The following is a 22,565-nucleotide window of genomic DNA, read 5'->3' as shown; positions in this document are numbered from 1 at the left end:
CGCGGTGTCCGGTCGGGCAGCAACGGCTCCAGCCGTGCCCACTCCGCGTCGGTCAAGTCGTGGCGATCAAGCACAGAAGAGATCTACCGCAGCCGACCCGCATGATCCACGGGACACGCTCTAGTCCTGAGCACTGATCCGCTGCGACCGGGGAGGCCCCGTGACGGCACTTGTGCGACAACGTCTCATCGTCCTCGTACCCACGCTGCTGCTGGCGACGTTGCTCGTGTTCTCACTGCTCCAGCTCGTGCCCGGCGACCCCGCTATAGCCATCCTCGGCGAGCGCGCGTCGGCGGAGCAGCTGGCCGAGCTCCGCGAACAGCTGGGCCTGAACGACCCGATCCTGGTCCAGTACTGGCAGTGGCTGATCGGCGTCGTCCAGGGTGACCTCGGCGAGTCGCTGTACACCGGTGAGGCGGTGGTCGAGGCCATCGCCCGGACCCTCCCGGTCACGTTTCAGCTCATGGTGGCAGGGCTGATCCTGTCGCTGCTGATCGGTGTGCCGCTCGGGGTTGCCGCCGCGCGCCGCGCCAACTCGGCCACGGACGCGATGATCACCGGAGTCTCGACGGTCGGCGTCGCGGTGCCCGACTTCTGGCTCGGCCTCATCCTCGTGTCGGTGTTCTCCCTGACCCTGGGCTGGTTCCCGGCCACGGGCTTCGTGGGTGTCGCCACCGATCCGCTGGTCGCGGTGCAGTACCTGATCCTCCCGGCCGTCGCGCTCGGCTCGGGCGGCGCGGCGCTCGTCGCCCGCCAGCTGCGCAGCGCCCTCATCGACTCGCTCAACGCCGATTTCGTGCGCACCCACCGGGCCAAGGGCCTCCGGACGCGGCAGATCGTCTGGCAGCACGCGTTGAAGAACGCCGCGCTGCCGCTGGCGACGGTCACCGGGCTGCTGGTCAACAGTTTCCTCGGGGCCACAGTCGTGATCGAGACCGTGTTCGGTATCCCCGGCCTCGGCAGCCTGGTGGTCGGCGCCACGCTGCAGCGCGACTTCCCCGTCATCCAGGGCGTGGTCCTCACGATGGTCGTCCTCGTCGTGGTCACGAACCTGCTCGTCGACATCTCCTACCGGCTCATCGACCCCCGGACCCGGTAGATCAGGAGGTACGAGTGGACAACGCGTTCCTCGGGCCCGTCGCGTGGCTCCGGCACGATCGCCGGGCCGCCTTCGCCGCCGCGTGGCTGCTGCTGCTGGTGGCGGTCGCCCTCACCGCCCCGCTCATCGCCCCCTACGACCCGGCCGAACAGGATCTCGGCAACATCCTCGCCGGCCCGTCGGCCGAACACTGGCTCGGCACCGACGACCTCGGCCGCGACTATCTCAGCAGGCTGCTGTTCGGCGGCCGCGTGTCGCTGCTCGCGAGCATCATCGCCACCGGCGTCGGGCTGCTCATCGGCGTACCGGTCGGGCTCATCAGCGGGTTCGTCGGCGGCGTCCTCGACAACATTCTCATGCGCATCGTCGACACCCTGCTGTCGTTCCCCGCGATCGTGCTCGCCATCAGCGTGATCGCCATCCTCGGCCCGGGGCTGACCAACGCCATGATCGCGGTGGGCATCATCTTCGCCCCTTCGTTCGCACGGCTCGTGCGCGGCCAGGTGCTCGCGGTCAAGGGCAGGCTCTACGTCGACGCCGCTCGCACGTTCGGCAGCGCCCCGCACCTCACGATCCTGCGCCACGTCGTCCCGAACTCCATCCAGCCGGTCATCGTGCAGACGGCGTTCCTGATGGCGGTGGCGCTGCTCGCCGAGGCGGCGCTCAGCTTCCTCGGCCTCGGGGTCCAGCCACCGACGCCGAGTTGGGGCGAGATGCTCCAGGGAGCGGCCCGGTTCATCAGCCGTGCACCGCTGCAGGTCTATCCCGCGGGGCTCGCCATCGCCGTCACCGTGCTGGCGTTCAACCTGCTCGGCGACTCGATGCGCGACGCCCTCGACCCGGTGGCCCATTCCGAGCGCAGGCTCCTGTCGAGGAGGCGGCTCCGACCGGAGTAGGGAGGTCCCCACTACCCGGCGCGGGGCCACCTCCCTAGCGTCGGCGGGAACGCGCCACCGGACGCAGTGGTCCAAGCGGCAGGGGTTCACGTGCAGGACAACCTGGTCGAGTCCGAAGAGGACTATCTGGAGGACCTGGCGCGGCGGCAGCGCGCGGTGTGGCCCGCTGGTCTGCCGACCGAGCTCGAGTACCCGTTCGGCGAGCGCCCGTTGACGGAGTACCTGCAGGAGTGGGCCCGCACGGACCCGGACCGGGTCCTCCTGGTCTTCTACGGCACCGAGCTGACGTTCGGGCAGGTCGACGACCTGAGCGACCGATTCGCCGGCTTCCTCCTCGAGCGCGGTGTCTCCCCGGGCGATCGGGTGGCCGTCATGCTGCCCAACTGCCCGCAGTTCGTGATCGCCTTCTACGGGATCCTCAAAGCGGGGGCGGTCCACGTCCCGGTCAACCCGCTGTTCAAGGGCGAGGAGATCGTCTACGAGCTGCAGGACACCGAGGCCGCGCTCCTCCTCGTCTGGGACGAACTGCTCCCGCTGATCGAGACGCTGCGCGACCGCACGAGCCTGCAGCACGTCGTCACCACCGGCCTCGACGAGTACCTCCCGGAGTCGCCCACCCTCCCGGTGCCCCCGATGATCACGCACGGGCGCGAGGAGCACGGGACCGGGCTGAGCTGGCAGGACGTCCTCGACGCCCGACCACCGCAGGTCCGCCCCCACCAGGACCTCGACGCGCTCGCCGCACTGAACTACACCGGCGGGACGACCGGGCTGCCGAAGGGGTGCGAGCACACCCAACGGCACATGATCTACACGGCCGCGTGCGCGGCGCGCATGCGCGGCACGGGCCCCGAGAACGGCCCGTCGGTCAGCCTGGTCTTCATCCCGGTGTTCTGGATCGCCGGGGAGGACGTCGCCGTCATCCTGCCGGTGTTCACCGGCACCACCTGCGTGCTGTTGGCGCGGTGGGACCCACAGGCCGTGCTCGCGGCCGTGCCGCGGTACGGGGTGAGCGGGCTGGGCGCCACCGTCGACAACTACGTCGAGCTCATGGAGCAGCCCGACATCGGCGAGCACGACCTGTCCAGCGTCATCGCCCCGGGCGCGATGTCTTTCGTCAAGAAGCTCACGGTGGCGCACCGCAGGCGCTGGCAGCAAGTGGCCGGCGAGCACAGCGTGCTGCGGGAGAGCGCCTACGGGATGACCGAGACCCACACCATCGACACGTTCGTCACCGGCTTCCAGGACGGCGACCGCGACCTGCACAGCGAACCGGTGTTCTGCGGCCTGCCGATGCCCGGCACCGAGCTCAAGGTCGTGGACTTCGACACCGGAGCGCTGGTTCCGCTCGGCGCCGAAGGCGAGATCTGCGTACGCAGCCCGTCCCTGCTCAGCGGTTACTGGCGCCGCCCGGACGCCACCGCTGCGGCACTGCGGGACGGCTGGTTGCACACCGGCGACATCGGGCGCCTCGACGAGGACGGCTGTCTGCACTTCCTGGGAAGGCGCAAGGAGATGCTCAAGGTCAACGGGATGAGCGTGTTCCCGTCGGAGTTGGAGGTGATCCTCGGACGGCATCCCGACATCGTCGGGAGCGCCGTCATCGGGATGCCGGACGAGGAACGCGGCGAGCGCGCCGTGGCGTTCGTGCGGCTCGCACCACCGGCGGCCGGCCGGGTGACGGAGGCGGACCTGACTGCGTGGTGCCGGGAGAACATGGCGACCTACAAGGTGCCGGCGGTCCGGGTCGTCGAGGAGTTCCCGCTCACCGCCACCGGCAAGGTGAAGAAGGACGAGCTGCGGCGGTGCGCATCATGACCGCCCGACGGTCGGTGCGCGCGCTCGTGCTGGCGGCCGTCGTGCTGCTCACGGTCGCCTGCGGGGGCGGCGGGGGCGGAACGAGCGGCGGCACCGAGGTCCTCACCGTGGGTATCGGCAGCGAGCCGGAGAACCTGGATCCCCACGCGACCCGGGCCGGAACGGACGCCTACTTCACGTCCAATGTGTTCGAGACGCTCCTCGAACGCGACGTCGAGGGCAAGCAGCAACCGGCGTTGGCGACGGACTACACGATCTCCGAGGACGGGACGATCATCACCTTCACGCTGCGCCAGGGCGTCACGTTCCACAACGGCGAGGCGATGACGGCCGACGACGTGAAGTACAGCTTCGAGCGCTTCGTCGACCCGGAGCTGGGCAACACGTTCGCGTACCTGCTCGACCAGCTCGACCGCGTCGACGTGATCGACGACTACACCGTGGCCGTGCACCTGAAGCAGTTCGACGGCTCCTTCATCCCGGGCGGCGGCTTCGCCGCGATCGTCCCGAAGGACTACATCGAGCAGAACGGCGACGAGTACTTCGCCCAGAATCCCGTGGGCACCGGGGCGTTGCGGTTCGTCGAGCGGCGGATCCGCGATTCGTTCACCCTCGAGCGGTTCGACGGCTACTGGGGCGAGCAGAAGGCGGCCTACCAGCGGTACGAGTTCCGGATCCTGTCGGACGCCAACTCGCGCGTCGCCGCCATCCGCAGCGGAGCCGTCGACGTCATCTCGCAGGTCCCGCCGCAGAACCTGGCCCAGCTCGAGGCGGACGAGCAGCTCACTGTTGTGTCGGGGTACACCGGCGAGAACGTCTGGGTGAAGTTCGGGCGCCTCGACGGGGACGTCCCGTGGGCGGACCCGACCGTGCGCCAGGCGCTGGACTTCGCCATCGACAAGCAGCGGATCATCGACCAGGTGCTGGGCGGGCTCGGCGTCCCCTACGCCGGCGTTGCGCCGCTCAGCTCCGGATTCGACAGGGTCGACTACCGGCAGCGCCCCTTCGACCCCGAGCGGACCCGGACGCTGCTGGCCGAGGCCGGGTACCCGGACGGGTTCGACATCGAGATCGTCACCCCGGCCAACGGCCGCCTCCCGGCGTCCGAGCAGGTGATGCAAGCCGTGGCCGGATACTGGAACGACGTCGGGGTCCGGGCGGCCGTGCGCGTCGTCGAGTACAGCCAGTGGATCGAGCACATCAGGGCGACGCCCCCGCCCATCCAGGCGGCACTGGGCCTGCACGGCGACCAGACGACCTACGACCCGCAGTTCCGGCTGATCACTCAGCTCGCGTGCGACGCCCCCTACTCGCACGTCTGTGACCCGCAGCTGCAGGCGATGATCGAGGAGATCTCCTCCACCGTCGACGAGGAGGCGCGGGAGCAGGCCTACGTCGAGGCGTTCCGCTACATCCACGACATTGCGCTCGAGATCCCCCTCTACTCCTCCGAGCAGGCCTTCGCCCTCCGAAGTGGCGTCTGCTGGACGCCGATCTACGGTTCGCCCTTCACGGACATGAGCCATGCGAAACCGTGCTGAGGTGCAGCGATGACGGGCAGGGGCCTGGCCATCCGGGTGGGCAGCGGGCTGCTGGCGGTGTGGGGCGCGATCACACTGGTCTTCCTCCTCACCCGGCTGAGCGCCGACCCGGCCGTCCTCATGTCACCCCCCGGGGCGACCGCCGAGCAGATCGAGAACACCCGCAGGCTCCTCGGCCTGGATGTCTCCCTGCCCGAGCAGTACGTGCGCTTCCTCCTCGACGCGGTCCAAGGCGACCTCGGGGAGTCCTACTACTGGCGCCAACCCGTCACGGAGATGATCGGCTCGCGGATCGGAGCCACGGTGGCACTGGCGGTGACCGCCCTCGGTCTGGCGATCGTCGTCGGGGTGCCGCTCGGACTCGTCGCCGCCTTCCATCGCGGGAAGCCCGCAGACCGCCTCCTGGTGACGCTGAGCATGGTCGGGCAGGCGGTCCCCTCGTTCTGGCTCGCCCCGGTCCTGATCCTGATCCTCTCCGTGGAGCTGGGTCTCCTGCCCATCGGCGGCATGACCGGGCCGCAGTCGTTCGTGCTCCCCGCCGTGACGCTGGCGTCGTTCCAGATCGCCGTCCTGTTCCGGATCACCCGGGCCGCCGCGCTGGACGTGCTGGGCCAGGACTTCGTGAAGCTGGCGCGGGCCAAGGGGGCAGGTGAGTTCCGCGTCGGCCTCGGGCACGTCGCACCCAACACGCTGTTGCCGGTCATGACGGTGATCGGGCTGGCGCTGGCGAACCTGATCGGGGGCTCGGTGATCGTGGAAGTCATCTTCGGGTGGCCGGGCATCGGCAACCTCATGGTCGAGGCGGTGGCCGAGCGCGACTTCCCGCTCGTCCAGGGAGTCGCGCTGGTGTTCGGCGTCGGCTACGTGACCATCAACACCGCGGTGGACCTGCTCTACCGGGTGGCGGACCCCCGGCTGCGAGTGCACGCATGACACCGTTGACGCCCGTGCGGCACCACCGGGACTGGGTCCCGCTGCTCGCCACCGGCCTGCTCGTCCTGGTCGTGGTGGTCGGCTTCGCGGCGCCGTGGCTGGTGCCGCACGATCCCTACCAGCAGCGACTCACCGACGCCCTGCTGCCGCCGCTGTCGCACGGGCAGCTCGGCCTCCACGTGCTGGGCACCGACGAGCTGGGCCGCGACACCCTGTCCCGGCTCATGCTCGGCACGCGGCCGATGCTCCTCGTCGCGGTGTCGAGCGTCCTGCTCGCCGCGACCGTCGGATCCGCCGTCGGGCTGACGTCCGGGTTCCGCGGTGGGGCGCTCGACGCCGTGCTGATGCGGGTCTCCGACATCCAGCTCTCGGTGCCCCCCATCATCCTCGCCATCCTGCTCGCCGCGGCCCTCTCGCCCGGCATCACAAGCGCGATCGTGGCGATCACGCTGGTGACGTGGCCGCAGTACGCGCGGGTGATCCGGGCCGAGACGATGCGCGTCTCGACAGCCGACTTCGTGCAGCTCGCGCGCGTGGCAGGCCTGTCCCGGCCACGGATCCTCGGCCTGCACGTCGTACCCAACATCCTGAGCCTGATGGTCGTGCTGGCCACGTTGAACCTGGCGATCGCGGTCATCATCTCCGCGGCGCTGTCGTTCCTCGGGGTCGGCGTGCAGGTACCCCGGCCGGACTGGGGCAACATGCTCGCGGGCGGCACGCAGTACCTGCAGTCGTGGTGGCTGGTGGTGTTCCCCGGCCTCGCCATCACCCTCACGGTGCTGGCGCTCAGCCTCGCCGGTGACCATCTCCGCGACCTGCTCGATCCCCGGGTGGCCAACCGCGGCCGACGGGACATCGCCATCGGCGAGGCGGGAGCGCAGTGATGCACGCCGCGAAGACCCAGCGCGCCGGAACGGGCCGCGAGGTCGGTGATGTCGTTCTCGAGGTGCAGGAGCTCGAGGTCGGCGTCCGCACCCATGGGCAGGGCGCCGGTCCGTCGATCATCCGTGACGTGTCCTTCTCCTTGCGCGCGCAGGAGGTGGTGGCGGTCGTCGGCGAGTCGGGCAGCGGCAAGTCGACGCTGTGCCACGCGGTCGTCGACCTCCTCGCCGACAATCTGACGATCACGGCGGGCACGGTCCGGGTGGGCGGCGGCAAGGACCTCACGACCGCGTCGCCGGCGGAGCTGCGCCGTTCCCGCGGGCGGGAGGTCGGGATGGTGTTCCAGGACCCGCTGGCCGCCCTCAACCCGGTGCGCCGGATCGGCGCGCAGCTCGCCGAAGCGCGGATCCTGCACGGCGTCGAGAACCGGTCGCAGGCGATGCAGTGGGCCCGCAAGCAGCTGGCGGCACTGGGCTTCGACGATCCCGACGCGGTGCTCCGCGCTTACCCCCACATGCTCAGCGGCGGGATGCGGCAACGGGTGTGCGTGGCGATCGCCTTCTCGGCCGACCCGAAGGTGGTGATCGCCGACGAGCCGACGACATCGCTGGACGTGTCGCTGCAGGGCAGGCTCCTACAGCTGCTGCTGGCCGAGATGTCCGCCGTGGGGAGCGGGCTCCTGCTGGTCAGCCACGACATCGCGGTCGTGCGCGCGATGGCCGACAGCATCATCGTGATGTACGGCGGCCGGATGCTGGAACGCGGGCCGGCGGCGCAGCTACTGACCCGCCCCCGGAGCCCGTACACCAGGGCCCTGCTGGACGCGCTGCCGTCCCTCGACCGGGGCACGCGGGGCGCGCCGCTGCCGACGATCACCGGCGGATCCGACGGCGGGACCGGGACGGGCTGCCCCTTCCGCTCCCGATGCCCCAACGCGCTCGACCGTTGCGCGGAGTTCCCGCCGGAGGACCGGGACGGGGCGGAACACTCCTACTGGTGCTGGAACCCCGGAAGGTGACAGCCATGGCACCGCTGCTCGAGGCGGCCGACGTCCGGCGGCACTACGGCCGCCACCGCGAGGTGCGGGCGGTCGACGGCGTGCACCTGGCCGTCACCGCAGGCGAGTCGGTGGGCATCGCCGGCGAGTCCGGCAGCGGGAAGTCGACCCTGCTCCGGTTGCTCCTGTGCCTCGAGCCGCCCAGCGCGGGCACGATCCGGTTCGACGGGTCGGACGTGCAGCAGCTGCGGGCCGCCGCCTACCGCCGGTACCGGGCCCAGATCCAGGCCGTCTTTCAGGACCCGGGCGGCTCCATGAACCCCCGGCACCGGGTCTGGCGTGTCATCACGGAGCCGTGGTGGGCGGGAACCGGGGCGCGCAGCGGGAGACGACGCGAGCTGGCGGCCGAGCTGCTCACGTCGGTGGAGCTGCCGGCGAGCTACATCGACAAGTTCCCGCACGAGCTCAGCGGCGGGGAGCGACAGCGGGTGGCCATCGCGCGGGCGCTGTCCCCCGACCCCCGACTCGTGCTGCTGGACGAGCCGGTGACGTCGCTGGACATCTCCGTGCGCGGGCACATCATCAACCTGCTCAACGACAAGGCGCGCTCAGCCGGGTTGACCTACGTCGTCGTCTCGCACGACCTCACCGCGATCTTCCATCTCACCGAGCGCCTCTTCGTCATGCGGCACGGTCTCGTGGTCGAGTCCGGGCCGACCGTCGACGTGATCGACAACCCCTTGCACCCCTACACGCGCACGCTCGTCGCAGCCGTCGACGACCCCCTTGCCGCGCAGATCTCCGCCGCCGAGCAGGACGAGGTGACCGATACGTCGACGAGCTCGGACCGCCGGGCGTGCGGTGCGCTCGTGCCCGCCGGCAGTGATCGGTTCGTGCGGGAGGACGTGACATGACGACAGGAAGAGAGGTCAGCCGATGAAGGTCTCCGTACTCGGTGCCGGTGTCATGGGATCCGGTATCGCCCAGGTCCTCGCGCTGGCCGGGCATCCGACGGTCTGCTACGACCTCGAGCCCGCCGCCCTCGACCGGGCCCGCAAGGCGATCCGGAGCGGGCGCTTCGGCCTCGATTCGGCGGTGCAACGGGGCAAGGCCACCGCCGAGCAGGCCGAGCAGGCCGAGTCGCGGATCCGGTTCACCGCCGACCTGGCCGACACCGTTGACGCGGAGCTCGTGATCGAAGCGGTGCCCGAGCGGCTCGACCTCAAGATCGGGCTGTTCCGCGAACTCGATCGCCGCATGCCGCCGGACACCGTGCTCGCGTCCAACTCCAGCGGCTTCCCGATCTGCGCCCTTGCGGCAGCCACCGAGCGCCCCGACAAGGTGGTGGGCTGGCACTGGGCCTCGCCCCCGCCGGTGATGAGGTTGGCCGAGATCGTACGGGCCCCGGCCACGTCGGACGAAACCGTCGCACTCATGACCGGGCTGGCCCGCGACCTCGGCAAGAACCCGATCGTCGTGAAGGACACCGACAAGGCGTGGGGATACGTCGCCAACCGGGTGTACCGCGCGGTCCGGCGGGAAGCGGAGAGCGTGGTGCAGGACGGGATCGCCACGCCGGAGGAGGTCGACCAGCTCCTGGTCGACTGTTTCCGGTGGCCGGCAGGCCCGTACACGATGGCGGGAGGGGCGCGGTCGGGCTGGGCGTGACCCCCCTCGGAAGAGAACCCGCCGGCGGGCCTGATGAACCCTCTGAGGTCGATCTTGCGCGGCGAACTGCGGGGCAGGGCGCTCGATGTCGTCGGTCAGGCCCGCGCCGTACCGGCTGGCGGTCTCGACCCCGGCGCAGACGAACGCATCGCCCTCCCCGGACCTGCCGGCAACTTCTCCAGCGCCGCCTGCACCGCGTGCGCCGCTACCGACCCTCCGATTCCCGGCATCACCCCATTATCGCGATTCCGATGGGCTGGCAGTGCGATGCCCACCTGCCGCGGCCTGGGCTCCCGATGGCTGCGCCCGGATCTCTCCGGATCTCCCTCTTCCCCCCGGATCTGGCTTAACCTCGATGAATGGCCGACATGGATGTCGACGCCCGCTCGCGCGACGGGGATGCGGCCGGGAGCCGGGACAGCACCCTCGCCCGCTTCACGGAGGCCGTCGCCGCCGTCGCGCACGGGCGGGGTGGTGCCTGCCTGGTCACTGGGGAAGCCGGCATCGGCAAGACCCGGTTGCTGCGCGAACTTCTCGATCACGGCGAGTCGCTGGGCTGCCGCACGCTGTACGCCCCGGCCCAGGGCTACGACCACGGCATCGCCTACGCCACCCTCAAGGACCTTCTCGCGCCGCTCGAACGCGAGACGCTCGATCCGGACGTCCACCGCGAGCTGGCGGCGCTGCTCGACGCCGCGGACCAGGCGGTGCTGACCGATCCGCTCGATGCCCGCGCCACCCGGTCGCCGTCACCCTACGTACTGACGACCAGGCTGCTGCGGGCCCTGGCGCATGCGCAGCCGCTGGTGCTCGCCGTCGACGACGCGCACCTGGCCGACGACGAGAGCCTCACGGCGCTGTCGCTGGCGGCACGACACCTCGCGGCCCATCCCATCCTGCAGCTCTTCGCCGCGCGCCGCGACAAGTGGGGCTCGGGCACGGGCTTTGCGGCAACCGTCGGCCGCCTCGTGGACGGCGGACTCGGCTTCACGGGTGAGCTCACGCCGCTGGACCGGAACGCCGTCGAGGCGTTCGTGTCCGCCATGCTGGACGGCCGGCCCGACGTCGAGCTCGTCGACTACATCAACGCCCGGAGCCGGGGGAATCCGCTGTTCGCCCGCGAGACGCTGTTGTCGTTGCAGGCGGGGAACGCGATCCGCGCCGAGCAGGGCACCTATTACCTGACCGGTGATCCCGCACCCGGCGTTCTCACCCGACGGAGCGCGCTGCTGCACCGCGTGTTCCAACAGGACCAGCACAGCCGCGAGCTGGCCAGGGTGCTGTCGGCGTTCGGCCGGGTGCACCTCGACCACCTCGCGCTGCTGTCGGAGCTGACGTCACTGTCCACGCAGCGCGTGCAGCAGGCCTTCGACAGTCTCAGCGAGGCCGGCATCCTCGTTCCCGGCCGCGTCGGCTGGTACGAGTTCGCCCACCCCTTGATTGCGGAAGCGCTCTACGAGGACCTCGGTCCGGTGGAACGCAGGCGCCTGCACCGCGCGATCTCCGACCACGTCCGCGAGAACGGGTCAGCGCTGCGGATGGGGTTGCTCGAGTGGGCCGGGCACGTCACCGAGGGCGCCGGCCCCGGCGATCGCCCCGCCATCGACGCAGCCCTGCAGGCCGCAGCGGCCACGCGCCATGCGGCTCCCCTGTCCGCCGGGCGGTGGTACCAGCGCGCCCTGGACCTGCTGCCGCCGGACTCCCCCGAGACGCCACTGCTGCTCGCCCGCCAGACCGTCGCCTACTGGAAGGGCTCCCGGCCGGAGTTCGCGGTGGAGGCCGGTCGGCGTGCGCTTGCCCTGCTCCCACCGGGCCGGGCGCACGCGACCACGCTGGCCAGCGTCGTCAACGCGACCTACGCGATGGGCCGGCTCGGTGAGGCGCTGGAGTTGCTGAGCGCGGCGCTGTCGGAGGTCGAGGAGGCCGCGCCCTTCCTCGCCCAGCGGGCGCTGCTCCTCGCCCATATGGGCCGTACCAACGAGGCTGTTTCCCAGATGGCGGCCGCGCGCGTCGCCGTTCCCGGCAGCGCCCCCGAGGACCAGGCCATCACCTACAGCTATCTCGGGCACGCCGAGAACTCCATCGGCCACTACGAGGCCGTGCTCGCCGCCGCGGATCGGTTGGCCGAACTGGGTTCGTCGGACAACGGGTGCCTGCCATCGGGGGCGCGGCTGTCCGCACTCGAGTCCGGCGCCTACATCCTGAGCCGTGCCGGTGCGCTGCCCCGAGCCCGTGACATGCTCGTCCAGGCAGGCGAACTCGCCCCGCAGACGGGCAGCCAGGACATCGGTGGCCAGATCGGCTATGCGACCGCGATGACGCAGTTCCTCGCGGGTGAGTGGTCGCAGGCACTCGAGACCATCCGATCCGAGGCGGTCCGGCTGGAGTTCAGCGGCCTGGCCAAGAACCTGGCGTGGCTGCGTCTCATCGAGGTGCAGATCCTGTTGGAGCGCGGGCGTTACGGCGACGCGGCCCAGCTGCTCACCGCCGTCGCGCCCCCGTCGGAGTGGGCGAGCTACGCCTCGGTGTGGGAGTGCTTGCGAGCCCGGGTCGCCCTGGCACGCAAGGACTTCGACGATGCGTTCGCGTCGCTGCGCGTCCAGCGCGACGTCGGGCACGAGCACCGCTGGCGTGAGGTGTCCCACCAGGCACTCGATGCGCTGACCGGGGGCTACCTGGAGGTGGGGGACGTCGGGGAGGCGTGCCGGACGGCCCGGGAGTTCGCCGACGTCGCCGACGCCACCGGTCTGCCGAAGATCCGGCACACCGCCGATCTCGCCATGTCTCTCACGCACCGGCAGCCAGAACTCGCGCAGAGCGTGCTCGCGGAGGCGACCGCAGCGGGCCTGCGGTTCGTCGCGGCACGCGCCCACTACGTACTCGCCGCCCTGGATCAGGACCGGGAGGAGCACCTGAACCGCGCGCTGGCGCTGTTCGGAGACCTGCAAACGCCGGTGTGGCAGAAGCTGGTGCTGGCGCAGGCCCGTGCGGCCGGACTGACACTCGACCGCATCCACCGCCCGACGCCCCGTGGTGGCGAGCTGACCGACACCGAGCGGCAGCTCGTCCAGCTGGTGCACGACGGGCTCAACAACCAGGAGATCTCGCAGGTCCTGCACTACAGCCGCAAGACCGTCGAGGCCTACCTCAGCAGGCTGTACCGCAAGACCGGATGCCGCTCCCGCATCGATCTGGTGGTCGCCCTGGAGCGTGGTGGGTTGGTGCCCGGGTTGGTTCCGCCCGACCGCGGCAGTAGGGAGGGAGCCGCGACTCCGTAGGGACGCTTCCACATCCGCCGCCGGTGCCGCCGGCCGTATCGTCCGAACGTGGAATCGACCACGGGCGCGCCGCTGCGGGAAGTCATCGTCCGGTTCGAACGCCTGCCCGCCGGAAGCGATCCCGACGCGGCGCAGGTGCTCGGGACCGTCATTGCCGCGGGTGACTCCCAGCAGGCGAGAGCCTTCACCGGCTGGCTCCAGCTGCTCAGCCATCTCGAGGTCCTCAGCGGCTGTTCGGGTGTCGAACAGGCCGAGATGACCGAGTCGCGGGAAATCACGTGAGTCCGCCCGGCCTGACCAGCCTGCTCGTCGCCAACCGCGGGGAGATCGCGGTCCGGGTCCTGCGCGCGGCCGCCGAGCTCGGCGTCCACACCGTCGCGGTGCACGCCGAGGACGACGGAGGCTCGTTCCACACCCGGCTGGCGGACGAGAACCGCGCCCTGCGGGGCACCGGAGCAGCGGCGTACCTCGACGCGGAACAGCTCGTGCAGGTGGCGCGCGACTGCGGATGCGCGGCCGTGCACCCCGGCTACGGGTTCCTGAGCGAGGACCCTCGGTTCGCCACGCTGTGCGGGAAGTCCGGCCTGGCGTTCGTCGGGCCGCGGCCGGACGTCCTCGAGCTGTTCGGCGACAAGACCCGCGGCCGAGCCCTGGCGCAGGCGTGCGGGGTGCCCGTGCTGGCGGGAACCTCGGAGCCGACGCCGCTTGCGGACGCGCAGCGGTTCCTCGAGTCGCTGCCCGACGGGGCGGCGGTGATGGTGAAGGCGGTGGCGGGCGGCGGCGGCCGGGGCATCCGGGCCGTACGCACCGCGGACGAGCTGGCTGATGCCTACGCCCGGTGCGCCGCGATGGCGCGCGCCGCCTTCGGCAATGATGCGCTCTACGTCGAGCGGTATCTGGAACGCGCGCGGCACGTCGAGGTGCAGATCGTGGGGGACGGCTCCGGTGCGGTGAGCCACCTGTGGGAGCGTGACTGCAGCATCCAGCGTCAGCACCAGAAGCTCGTGGAAGTGACTCCGGCCCCCGGCCTCCCGAGCCCGATGCGTGACCGGCTGCTCGACGCGGCGGTGCGGATGGCGGCCGAGGTGAGCTACGGCAACGCCGGCACGGTCGAGTTCCTCGTCGACCCGGCCGGCGACGAGTTCTTCTTCATCGAGGCCAACCCGCGGTTGCAGGTGGAGCACACCGTCACCGAGGAGCTCCTGGGTATCGATCTCGTGCAGGCCCAGCTGCGGCTGACCGCAGGCGCGGCCCTGCACGAGCTCGGGCTGGACCAGGGGAGCGTCCCGGCGTCACAGGGCTTCGCCATGCAGGTGCGCGTCAACATGGAGACGATGGCACCCGACGGCACGGCCCGCCCGGCAGACGGCACGCTGCGGATTTTCCAGCCGCCGTCCGGGCGCGGCATCCGGGTCGACACCTTCGGCTACGCAGGCTATGAGCCCAGCCCGCACTACGACTCCCTGCTCGCCAAACTCGTGGTGCGCACGGCGTCGGACCGGTTCGCCGACGTCGCCGGTAAGGCCTACCGGGCCCTCTCGGAGTTCCGGATCGACGGGATCGACACCAACACCGCTTTCCTGCAGAGCCTGCTGTCCCACCCCGAATTCACCGCCGGTCACGTCTGGACCGGGTTCCTGGCCGAGCACATGGCCGAGCTGGTCTCCGGCGTCGCTGAGCACCAGCCGCTGTTCGTCGCACCGCAACCGGCCCCGGCCGTCCGCGTCGACCGCAACGACCCGCTCGCGGTACTCCACCACGGGAAGACCGCTGCACCGGCGGCGAGTTCGGCGGAACTCGGTGCCGGCGCGATCGCCGCCCCGATCCGGGGAACGGTTGCGAGCGTCGACGTCACGCCGGGCGACAGTGTCCGCGCGGGACAGCAGGTGCTGGTCATCGAGGCGATGAAGATGGAGCACGTCGTCGCCGCCGACGTCAGCGGCGTGGTGCGGCGGCTCGCCGTCGCGGCCGGGGACACGGTGGCCCAGGGCGACGCGCTGCTGCAGCTCGAGGAGTCCGACGTCGAGCACGCCGACACCGTCGAGGAACGGGAGTGGGACCCCGAGGAGGTCCGCCCGGATCTCGCCGAGGTCATTGACCGGCACCGGTACGGGCACGACGAGGCCCGCCCGGACGCCGTCGCCCGGCGGCGCCGGACCGGGCAGCGGACCGCCCGCGAGAACGTGGACGACCTGTGCGATCCGGGCACCTTCCTGGAGTACGGACCCCTGGTGATCGCCGGACAGCGCAGGCGGCGCCCGCTGCAGGAGCTCATCGAGAAGACGCCTGCCGACGGGCTGCTCACGGGAATCGGTGACATCAACGGCAGGCAGACGATGGTGTTGGCTTACGACTACACCGTCTTCGCCGGGACGCAGGGCGGCCAGAACCACCGCAAGAAGGACCGCATGTTCGCCCTCGCCGAGCAGTGGCAGCTGCCGGTCGTGTTCTTCACCGAGGGCGGCGGCGGCCGCCCGGGCGACACCGACGGGTCGGGCGTCGCCCACCTCGACGTGCACGCGTTCCACTATTTCGCTCGGCTGTCCGGGCTCGTACCGCTGGTGGGGATCAACTCGGGGCGCTGCTTCGCCGGCAACGCCGCGCTGCTCGGCTGCTGCGACGTCGTCATCGCGACGGCCGACTCGACGATTGGCATGGGCGGGCCCGCCATGATCGAGGGCGGCGGCCTCGGGATCTACCGGCCCGAGGAGGTGGGCCCGATGAGCGTGCAGGTTCCCAACGGGGTCGTCGACATTCCCGTGGCCGACGAGGCCGAGGCCGTCCGGGTGGCGAAGCAGTACCTCTCCTACTTTCAAGGGCCGCAGGAAGGCTGGCAGTGCGACGACCAGCGCAGGCTGCGCAGCCTCATCCCGGAGAACCGGCTGCGCACCTACGACGTCGAGCAGGTCATCCGCACCCTCGCCGACACCGATTCGGTGCTCGAGCTGCGCCGTGACTTCGGGCGCGGAATGGTGACTGCGCTGGCCAGGATCGAGGGCAAGCCGCTGGGCATCGTGGCCAACAATCCCACCCAGCTCGCCGGCGCGGTCGACGCCGACGGGGCGGACAAGGCAGCCCGCTTCCTGCAGCTGTGCGACGCCTTCGACCTGCCCATCCTGTTCCTCTGCGACACCCCCGGGATCATGGTCGGCCCCGACGCGGAGCGCACCGCGCAGGTACGCCACGTCAGCCGCATGTTCGTGGTCGGCGCGAGTCTCACCGTGCCCTTCTGCACCATCGTGCTGCGCAAGGCCTACGGCCTCGGCGCCCAGACGATGGCGGGCGGCAGCTTCCACGCCCCCCGCTTCGCGGTCAGCTGGCCCACCGGCGAGTTCGGCGGCATGGGTATCGAAGGGGCGGTGAAACTCGGATACCGCCACGAGCTCGCGGCGATCAAGGACCCCCGCGAGCGCAAGGAGGCCTTCGACCGGATGGTGGCGGAGCGCTACGAGCAGGGAAAAGCGGTGAACACCGCATCACACTTCGAGCTCGACGACGTGATCGACCCGATGGACTCGCGCCGGTGGGTCCTGTCGGCGCTCCGGTCACCGGCCCCCGTCCCCGTACGGTCACAGAAGAAGCGGCCGTGCATCGACACCTGGTAGGGAGCGTCCGTCTCAGCAAACTCGGGGTCTGCCTTCCGTCTCTCGGACCGGGCTTCCACGAGATGCGCGTGCTGCTCGACGTACTCGTCGAGGACCTCTTCCACCCTCGCGCTCAACGTGTACCGGTCGTGGGAGGAACACCCTCTCGCAGCTGCTCGCCGCCGCGAGCACCTCAGCGACCTGCTGCACGTCACCGCAGGGCGTAGAGCTCGTACACGAGCGTGTTCCCGGTCCGCTGTCCCTTGCCGACGGCCTGCACCGCGTTGAGCCATCCGTACCGCTCGTCGTCGGTCTCGAACGTCGGGGCGGTGTAGACGATCCCTCCCTCGCCGGGAGGCCGGGCCGCCCTTCCCCGGTAGGTCATCGCGATCGTGGCCCCGTCGTCGGTGCGCAGCAGGATCCGTGCGTCGACGCCCATCGATCCGTCGGAGTGGAAGCGCACCCAGTCGGAGGCGCTGCGACCGAGCTGCCGGGCCCACACCCGGTCACCCTCCCAGCGGCAGTCGGCCGCCTCCCCGATCAGCAGGCCGCCCTGGGGCGTGCCACGGACCACCGTCTGCTGCTCGATGCTGATCGTCAACGTGCCGAGGGGTTCCAGCTCGATGGGCATGGCGCCTCCGTTCGTCGGGGTTAACTCTCGCACAACGGAGAAGCATTCTGCTGAGAAGAACTCCGGGCGTCGGGAGACGGAAACGATGCAGCTCGGCCTGTCGGTGGCGACCCGCAGCGGACTACCCGCCGCGCGTATCGCCGCGTGCGCCGCCGAGGCGGAGGCGGCGGGCGCCGACGCGTTCTTCGTCGCCGAGCGGGTCGCCGACGCCCTCCCGATCGCGCAGGCCGCGCTGGCCGCGACCCGCTCGATCGGCGTCGGCACGGCCGTCGCGAACGCCCGGCTCCGGCATCCCGCGCTCCTCGCGATGACCGCAGGCACCCTGGACGAGCTGTCCGGTGGCCGGTTCCTGCTCGGGCTCGGCACGGCCAACGCCGCCCTGAACGAGGCCACGCTCAACCTCCCGGCCGTACCACCGGTCGCCTCGATGCGGGAGTACGTCGACGTGCTGCGCCGGACGCTGGCCGGTGAACCGGATGCCGGCGGCCCGATCGCGCACCGGTCCACGGCCTGCACCTCGACCGCCCTGCCGCGAACCCGCGGGTCCCGCTCTTCCTCGCCGGCCTGCTCCCCCGGATGCTCCACCTCGCCGGCGAGGTCGCCGACGGGGTCCTGCTCAACCTGACGACGCCCCGGTCGCTGCCGCCCGCGGTCCGCACGGTCCTCGACGGGGTGCGCGCCGCGGGACGGCGCCGCTCCGAGGTGGTGGTGGCGTGCGTGCTGCCGTGCAGCCTGGGCGACGACGAGGAGCTCTCCCGGCGGACCGGGCAGGAGCTCGTTGTCGGGTACGCCTTGCACCCCGCGGCCGGCCGGCTGTTCGCCGCGAGCGGCTACGGGGAGGAGCTCGCGAACGCGGCCCAGCTGCTGCGCGACGGCGACCGGCCCGGGGCGCTCGCCGTGATCGGTGACGGGATGGTCGATGACTTCCTGCTCCGCGGCGACGCCCACCAGGTCAGGGCGCGCATCGAGGCCTACCGGGCGGCCGGGGTCGACCTGCCGATCCTCTTCCCGGTGCCCGGCGACGGCGACTGGGACGCGGCCGTCGGGCGGACCATCGACTTCATCTCCGGGCTCCGATCCGCACCGACGCGAGAGGAATCAGCATGACGACCACCACCCGACCGGCAGGTCTCAACCACGTCGCCTACGTCACCCGAGACACGGAGGCCACGAAGCGCTTCTACACCGAGGTCCTCGGGATGCGCCTGGTCAACTACGCACGCGACGAGAGCGTGGGCAGCACCGGCGAGCCGACCACGTTCCTGCACACGTTCTTCGAGATGGGCGACGGCAGCTGCGTCGCCTTCTTCGAGATCGAGGGGTTGGACCAGGACCACCACGACTCGCCGCTGCCCCGCTGGGCGCCGCACCTGGCGCTGTCGGTCGGCAGCCGCGAGGAGCTCGAGGCCGCGCATCGGCGCCTCACCGATCGGGGCATCGAGGTGCGCGGCGTCGTCGAGCACGAGGGCATCTGGTCGTCGATCTACTTCTTCGACCCCAACGGGGTGCGACTCGAGCTCACCTACCAGAACCGGGCGTTGACCGACGCCGACGCCGACGCCGCCGAGCAGGCCGTCGACGACTGGCTGCGCGAGCACTCGTCGGCGAGCGCGTGACGCTGACGTCGCCCCGGATCCCCGTCGCCGACGAGGAGGCGGCGCGGGAGCTGTTCACGCGCAACGGGTGGGGTGACGGGTTGCCGGTCGTCCCGCCGACGCCCGAGCGCGTCGAGCGGTTCGTGGCGGCGTCCGGGCTCGCGCCGGACGACGTCGTCGGCGTCCTGCCCGAGCAGGGTCGCACGCTCAGCTGCGAGAAGGTCGCGGTGAACGCCGTGGCCGCGGGATGCCGCGAGGAGTACATGTCGGTGCTCCTCGCGGCCGTCCGGGCGCTCACCCGCGAGGAGTTCAACCTGCATTCCACGACGGTGAGCGGTGCGACGGCCCCGCTGCTGGTGGTGAGCGGGCCGGTCGTCGACCAGCTCGCGATCAACACCTCGTACAGCGTGTTCGGGCCCGGCCACCACGCCAACGCCACGATCGGCCGCGCCGTGCGCCTCGTCCTGCAGAACCTGTGCGGCGGCATCCCCGGTGTGCTGGACAAGGCGACCTTCGGCCATCCCGGCAAGTTCAGCTACTGCATCGGCGAGAGCCGAACCGCCAACCCCTGGCCGCCCCGGCACGCCGACCGGGGCGTGCCGGCGGACGCCAGTGCTGTCACCGTGCTGGCCGGCGAGGCGCCGATCAACGCGCGCAACGACTGGGCCGCCAAGCCAGGCCCGATCCTCGCCACGATCGCCGACGCGATGCTGCCGTCGCACTACACCGGCGGCTGCGTGCTGGTGGTGATCGGCCCGCTGCACGCGGCCGTGCTGCACCGCGCCGGCCTGCACAAGGCCGCGGTGCGCGCCGAGCTGCACCGGCTCGCCAGGCGCAGCGTCGCCGACCTGAAACGGGCGGGCCGGCGGCCGGGGCCGATCACGCCCGAGGACGAGACGACCGAGTAGCCCGTGGTCCGCAGGCCCGAGGACATCCTGGTCACGGTGGCGGGTGGGGACCTCTACGGCTACTCCGCGGTCGTCCCGTACTGGATCGGCGGGCACGAGTCCACTCCCGTCACCGAACCGCTGCCCCCGGAGGCGTCACCATGAGCGCACAGCTCGAAGTGCTCGACCCCACCAACGGCGCCGCGCCCGTCGAGACCGAGGCCCTCCCCCGTCCGTCGTCGCTGGCCGGGCTCGTCGTCGGCTGCCTCGACAACGGCAAGCCGAACAGCGACCGGTTCCTCGACCGGCTTGCGGCCCGGCTGCAGGCCGACGGGGTGCGGGACGTCGTGCGCGCCCGCAAGCCGAGCATCGGGCGGCTCGCGGCACCCGAGCTGCTCGACGACCTCGCGACCCGCTGCGACGTCGTGGTCACCGGGGTCGGGGACTGCGCTGGGTGCTGCCCGTGCTCCGTGCAGGACGGTGTGGCCCTGGAGCGGCGGGGCACGCCCACCTACGTGGTCTGCACCTCCGAGCTGCTGACCACCGCCACGATCGCGGCGACCACGGCCGGGGTGCCGCGCTACCCCTTCGTGGTGGTCGAACACCCGCTCGGCTCGCTCACTGAGGACGCGCTCGCCGGCCGTTCCCGCGACGCGTGGCGCCAGATCAGCGGGGCTCGGGTGCCGGGCCGGCTGGCTGACCGCGTCGTCGTGGTCACCGGCGCGGCGCACGGGCTGGGCCGCGCCTACGCCGTGCGGCTGGCGGCCGCCGGCGCGCGGGTGGCCGTCGTCGACATCGCCGGGCAGGCGGCCGGGGCGGTGGCGGCGGCCATCACCGCGACGGCCGGACCCGACGCGGCCGTCCCGCACGAGGCCGACGTCACCGACGAGCACCAGGTCCGCGGGCTCGTCGAGGCGGTGCTGGATCGGTGGGGCCGGATCGACGCGTTGGTCAACAACGCCGGCGGCGCGCTGCTGCCGGCGGCCCCGTTCGACTCCGTCGTCCGCGCCGACTGGACCCGCGTGCTCGACCTGAACCTCACCGCGCCTTGGATCTGCGCGGCCGCCGTCGCGCCGGCCATGCGCTCCGCGGGCTACGGCAAGATCGTGAACGTCGGCTCGACCACCGTGTCACGGGGCAACCCGGTCGGGCTCGCCCCCTACATCGCCGCCAAGGCCGGCGTGGTCGGGCTGACCAGGGCACTGGCGCGCGAGCTCGGCGGCGACGGCATCCGGGTCAACGCGATCGCCCCGGGCTACGTGCCGGTGGACACCCCCCCAAGGCCGTGCACTCCCCCGAGGCGGCGCGCGCCCTGCGCGAGCGGATGGCCGCCGAGCAGTGCCTGCCGGTCACCGGGACGCCGGAGGACCTCGCGGGGACCGTGGAGTTCCTCTGCTCGGCCGACTCCGACTTCGTGACCGGGCAGGTGTTCAACGTCGACGGCGGGTGGGCGCACGGCTGACCAGCCCCTTTACCACCCCTACCCCCGTTGCTACCCTCCAGATACCGTTTCTGCAATGAGGAGAAACGTACCCCGCACGACAAAGGATCAACGATGATTCGAGCCGGGAGTACGGGACCCGCGATCGCCGGGCTGGCGGTCGCCGCGCTGGCCCTCGCCGCCTGTGGCGCCGAGAGCGCGGGCGAGGGAGGCGGTGAGTCCGGCGGCGCCTACCCGATCGGACTCGTCACGAGCTCCGCGGGCCCCTTCGCGAACAACTCCGACACGATGCAGGCCGGTGCCGAGTACGCCGTACAGCTGATCAACGACGCCGGCGGCATCAACGGGAGCCCGATCGAGCTGATCACCGTGGACGGCCAGAACGACCCGACGAACCTCGCGACGCTGATCCCCGAGCTCGCGGCGCAGGACGGGGTCTACGCGATCATCGGCCCGGTCGACAGCGCGGGCTGCGAGATCGCCTGCGCCACGGCCAACCAGCTCCAGGTGCCGATCATCAGCCCCGGAGCGGCCCGCCCGGGCGTCCTTGCCAACTCCCGCCCCTACGGGTTCACCCTCGCGCAGCCGGACGCCGCCAACAGCATCCCGGTGCTCACGCGCATCATCGAGGAGCAGGGCGTGCAGACCGCCGCGATCATCACCGACGAGGCCAACGCGACGACGAAGGCGCAGGCCGACCTGTTCACCCAGGTCTTCGAGCAGACCGGCGTGGAGGTCGTCGAGCGGCAGACGTTCACCTCCGGCGACTCCAGCTTCGCCTCGCAGATCACGGCGATCAACGCGGCGAACCCGGATGTGCTCGCGCTCGCCGCCGGCCCGGACGACGCCGGCCGCATCGCCCGCGAGGCCCGCAGCCAGGGGATGGACGCCCTGTTCCTCGGCACCGACGCCCTCCAGTCGGGTGGGGCCGCCTACGTCGCCGCGGGCGGGGAGGCCACGGAGGGCACGCTCGCCGCGGCCCAGTACGACCCGCACAGCCAGAACCCCGAGGCGCTCAAGCTGCTGGAGCAGGCGCAGGCCGACACCGGCATGGCCGAGATCCCGCTCAACTTCGCCTACGCGTTCGACGCGGTGAACATGGTCGCCGACATCATCGAGCAGCAGGACCTGCCCCCAGGCTCGGAGGACATCCAGCAGTCCCGGATGGCGATCCAGGAGGGGCCCTGAACGACCTCGAGAACTACGTCGGTATGGCCGACACCACCACGTTCGCCGATGACGGCACGGCGATCCGGCCGCAGCTGCGGGCCGTCGTGCAGGGCGGGCGGTTCGTCATCGACCAGAGCGTGAGCTG

Annotated in this window: 20 protein-coding genes and 1 pseudogene; 20 read left to right on the top strand and 1 reads right to left on the bottom strand. The window is 71.3% G+C overall.

The window, feature by feature from the left end:
- The first annotated feature begins 160 nt into the window (after positions 1-160).
- The 12 genes from KME75_RS15115 to KME75_RS15060 all read left to right on the top strand — a co-directional run bounded on the left by KME75_RS15115 (position 161) and on the right by KME75_RS15060 (position 16,717).
- The gene (locus KME75_RS15115) at positions 161-1,099 is read left to right on the top strand and encodes an ABC transporter permease (RefSeq protein WP_219415347.1); all 939 of its coding nucleotides are present in this window, start codon (positions 161-163) and stop codon (positions 1,097-1,099) included.
- Positions 1,100-1,113: 14 nt separating this feature from the next.
- Positions 1,114-1,995: an ABC transporter permease gene (locus KME75_RS15110; RefSeq protein WP_219415345.1), complete on the top strand. Its 882-nt coding sequence runs from the start codon at positions 1,114-1,116 to the stop codon at positions 1,993-1,995.
- A 90-nt stretch (positions 1,996-2,085) separates the two neighbouring features.
- A complete protein-coding gene (locus KME75_RS15105) occupies positions 2,086-3,813 on the top strand; it encodes an AMP-binding protein (RefSeq protein WP_308282793.1) in 1,728 nt (575 codons plus the stop codon).
- Positions 3,810-5,354 carry an ABC transporter substrate-binding protein gene (locus tag KME75_RS15100; protein WP_219415343.1) on the top strand — a complete coding sequence of 515 codons (1,545 nt, stop codon included), beginning with the start codon at positions 3,810-3,812 and terminating at the stop codon, positions 5,352-5,354. The genes KME75_RS15105 and KME75_RS15100 overlap by 4 nt, the downstream gene beginning before the upstream one ends.
- Positions 5,355-5,363: 9 nt before the next feature.
- A complete protein-coding gene (locus tag KME75_RS15095; RefSeq protein ID WP_219415342.1) occupies positions 5,364-6,287 on the top strand; it encodes an ABC transporter permease in 924 nt (307 codons plus the stop codon).
- A 14-nt stretch (positions 6,288-6,301) separates the two neighbouring features.
- Positions 6,302-7,171: an ABC transporter permease gene (locus KME75_RS43155; RefSeq protein WP_219415340.1), complete on the top strand. Its 870-nt coding sequence runs from the start codon at positions 6,302-6,304 to the stop codon at positions 7,169-7,171.
- Positions 7,171-8,187, top strand: coding sequence for an ABC transporter ATP-binding protein (locus KME75_RS15085; protein ID WP_219415338.1), 1,017 nt, complete (start codon positions 7,171-7,173; stop codon positions 8,185-8,187). The genes KME75_RS43155 and KME75_RS15085 overlap by 1 nt, the downstream gene beginning before the upstream one ends.
- Positions 8,188-8,192: 5 nt before the next feature.
- Entirely contained in the window at positions 8,193-9,080 is an 888-nt protein-coding gene (locus KME75_RS15080) for an ABC transporter ATP-binding protein (RefSeq protein WP_219415336.1), read from the top strand.
- A gap of 22 nt (positions 9,081-9,102) precedes the next feature.
- Positions 9,103-9,834 (top strand): 3-hydroxyacyl-CoA dehydrogenase family protein, encoded by a 732-nt coding sequence (locus KME75_RS15075; RefSeq protein WP_219415334.1) that lies wholly within the window; start codon positions 9,103-9,105, stop codon positions 9,832-9,834.
- A 359-nt stretch (positions 9,835-10,193) separates the two neighbouring features.
- The gene (locus KME75_RS15070; protein ID WP_219415328.1) at positions 10,194-13,112 is read left to right on the top strand and encodes an ATP-binding protein; all 2,919 of its coding nucleotides are present in this window, start codon (positions 10,194-10,196) and stop codon (positions 13,110-13,112) included.
- Positions 13,113-13,160: 48 nt separating this feature from the next.
- Positions 13,161-13,394, top strand: coding sequence for a hypothetical protein (locus KME75_RS15065; RefSeq protein ID WP_219415327.1), 234 nt, complete (start codon positions 13,161-13,163; stop codon positions 13,392-13,394).
- Positions 13,391-16,717 (top strand): acetyl-CoA carboxylase family protein, encoded by a 3,327-nt coding sequence (locus KME75_RS15060; protein ID WP_308282792.1) that lies wholly within the window; start codon positions 13,391-13,393, stop codon positions 16,715-16,717. The genes KME75_RS15065 and KME75_RS15060 overlap by 4 nt, the downstream gene beginning before the upstream one ends.
- 190 nt (positions 16,718-16,907) lie before the next feature.
- On the opposite strand, the gene KME75_RS15055 is transcribed toward KME75_RS15060, so the two are convergent.
- Positions 16,908-17,327, bottom strand: a complete 420-nt coding sequence (locus KME75_RS15055; protein ID WP_219415317.1) for a DUF3237 domain-containing protein — start codon at positions 17,325-17,327, stop codon at positions 16,908-16,910.
- An 85-nt stretch (positions 17,328-17,412) separates the two neighbouring features.
- Here KME75_RS15055 and KME75_RS44930 point away from each other — a divergent pair, with 85 nt between their 5' ends.
- The 8 genes and pseudogenes from KME75_RS44930 to KME75_RS15020 all read left to right on the top strand — a co-directional run bounded on the left by KME75_RS44930 (position 17,413) and on the right by KME75_RS15020 (position 22,438).
- On the top strand, positions 17,413-17,952 hold the full coding sequence (locus KME75_RS44930; RefSeq protein ID WP_219415314.1) for an LLM class flavin-dependent oxidoreductase: 540 nt from the start codon (positions 17,413-17,415) through the stop codon (positions 17,950-17,952).
- Positions 17,904-18,434 (top strand): LLM class flavin-dependent oxidoreductase, encoded by a 531-nt coding sequence (locus tag KME75_RS44925; RefSeq protein ID WP_281424528.1) that lies wholly within the window; start codon positions 17,904-17,906, stop codon positions 18,432-18,434. The genes KME75_RS44930 and KME75_RS44925 overlap by 49 nt, the downstream gene beginning before the upstream one ends.
- The gene (locus KME75_RS15040) at positions 18,431-18,943 is read left to right on the top strand and encodes a VOC family protein (RefSeq protein ID WP_219415310.1); all 513 of its coding nucleotides are present in this window, start codon (positions 18,431-18,433) and stop codon (positions 18,941-18,943) included. Before KME75_RS44925 ends, KME75_RS15040 begins: the two co-directional genes overlap by 4 nt.
- The gene (locus tag KME75_RS15035; RefSeq protein WP_219415308.1) at positions 18,940-19,830 is read left to right on the top strand and encodes a hypothetical protein; all 891 of its coding nucleotides are present in this window, start codon (positions 18,940-18,942) and stop codon (positions 19,828-19,830) included. Before KME75_RS15040 ends, KME75_RS15035 begins: the two co-directional genes overlap by 4 nt.
- Before the next feature lie 3 nt (positions 19,831-19,833).
- A complete protein-coding gene (locus KME75_RS15030; protein WP_219415306.1) occupies positions 19,834-19,974 on the top strand; it encodes a hypothetical protein in 141 nt (46 codons plus the stop codon).
- A pseudogene (locus KME75_RS15025) lies at positions 19,971-21,065 on the top strand (SDR family NAD(P)-dependent oxidoreductase); the annotation flags it as partial. The gene KME75_RS15030 and the pseudogene KME75_RS15025, both read left to right, overlap by 4 nt.
- A 68-nt stretch (positions 21,066-21,133) precedes the next feature.
- Positions 21,134-21,271 (top strand): SDR family oxidoreductase, encoded by a 138-nt coding sequence (locus tag KME75_RS46760; protein ID WP_372452603.1) that lies wholly within the window; start codon positions 21,134-21,136, stop codon positions 21,269-21,271.
- A 93-nt stretch (positions 21,272-21,364) separates the two neighbouring features.
- Positions 21,365-22,438, top strand: coding sequence for an ABC transporter substrate-binding protein (locus tag KME75_RS15020; protein ID WP_219415302.1), 1,074 nt, complete (start codon positions 21,365-21,367; stop codon positions 22,436-22,438).
- Positions 22,439-22,565 lie beyond the last annotated feature (127 nt).

This window comes from Pseudonocardia nigra, from assembly GCF_019396355.1.
GTDB classification, from domain to species: Bacteria; Actinomycetota; Actinomycetes; order Mycobacteriales; family Pseudonocardiaceae; genus Pseudonocardia; species Pseudonocardia nigra.
The sequence above is the reverse complement of the archived record's forward strand: the minus strand, read 5'-3'. Positions and strand labels throughout refer to the sequence as shown.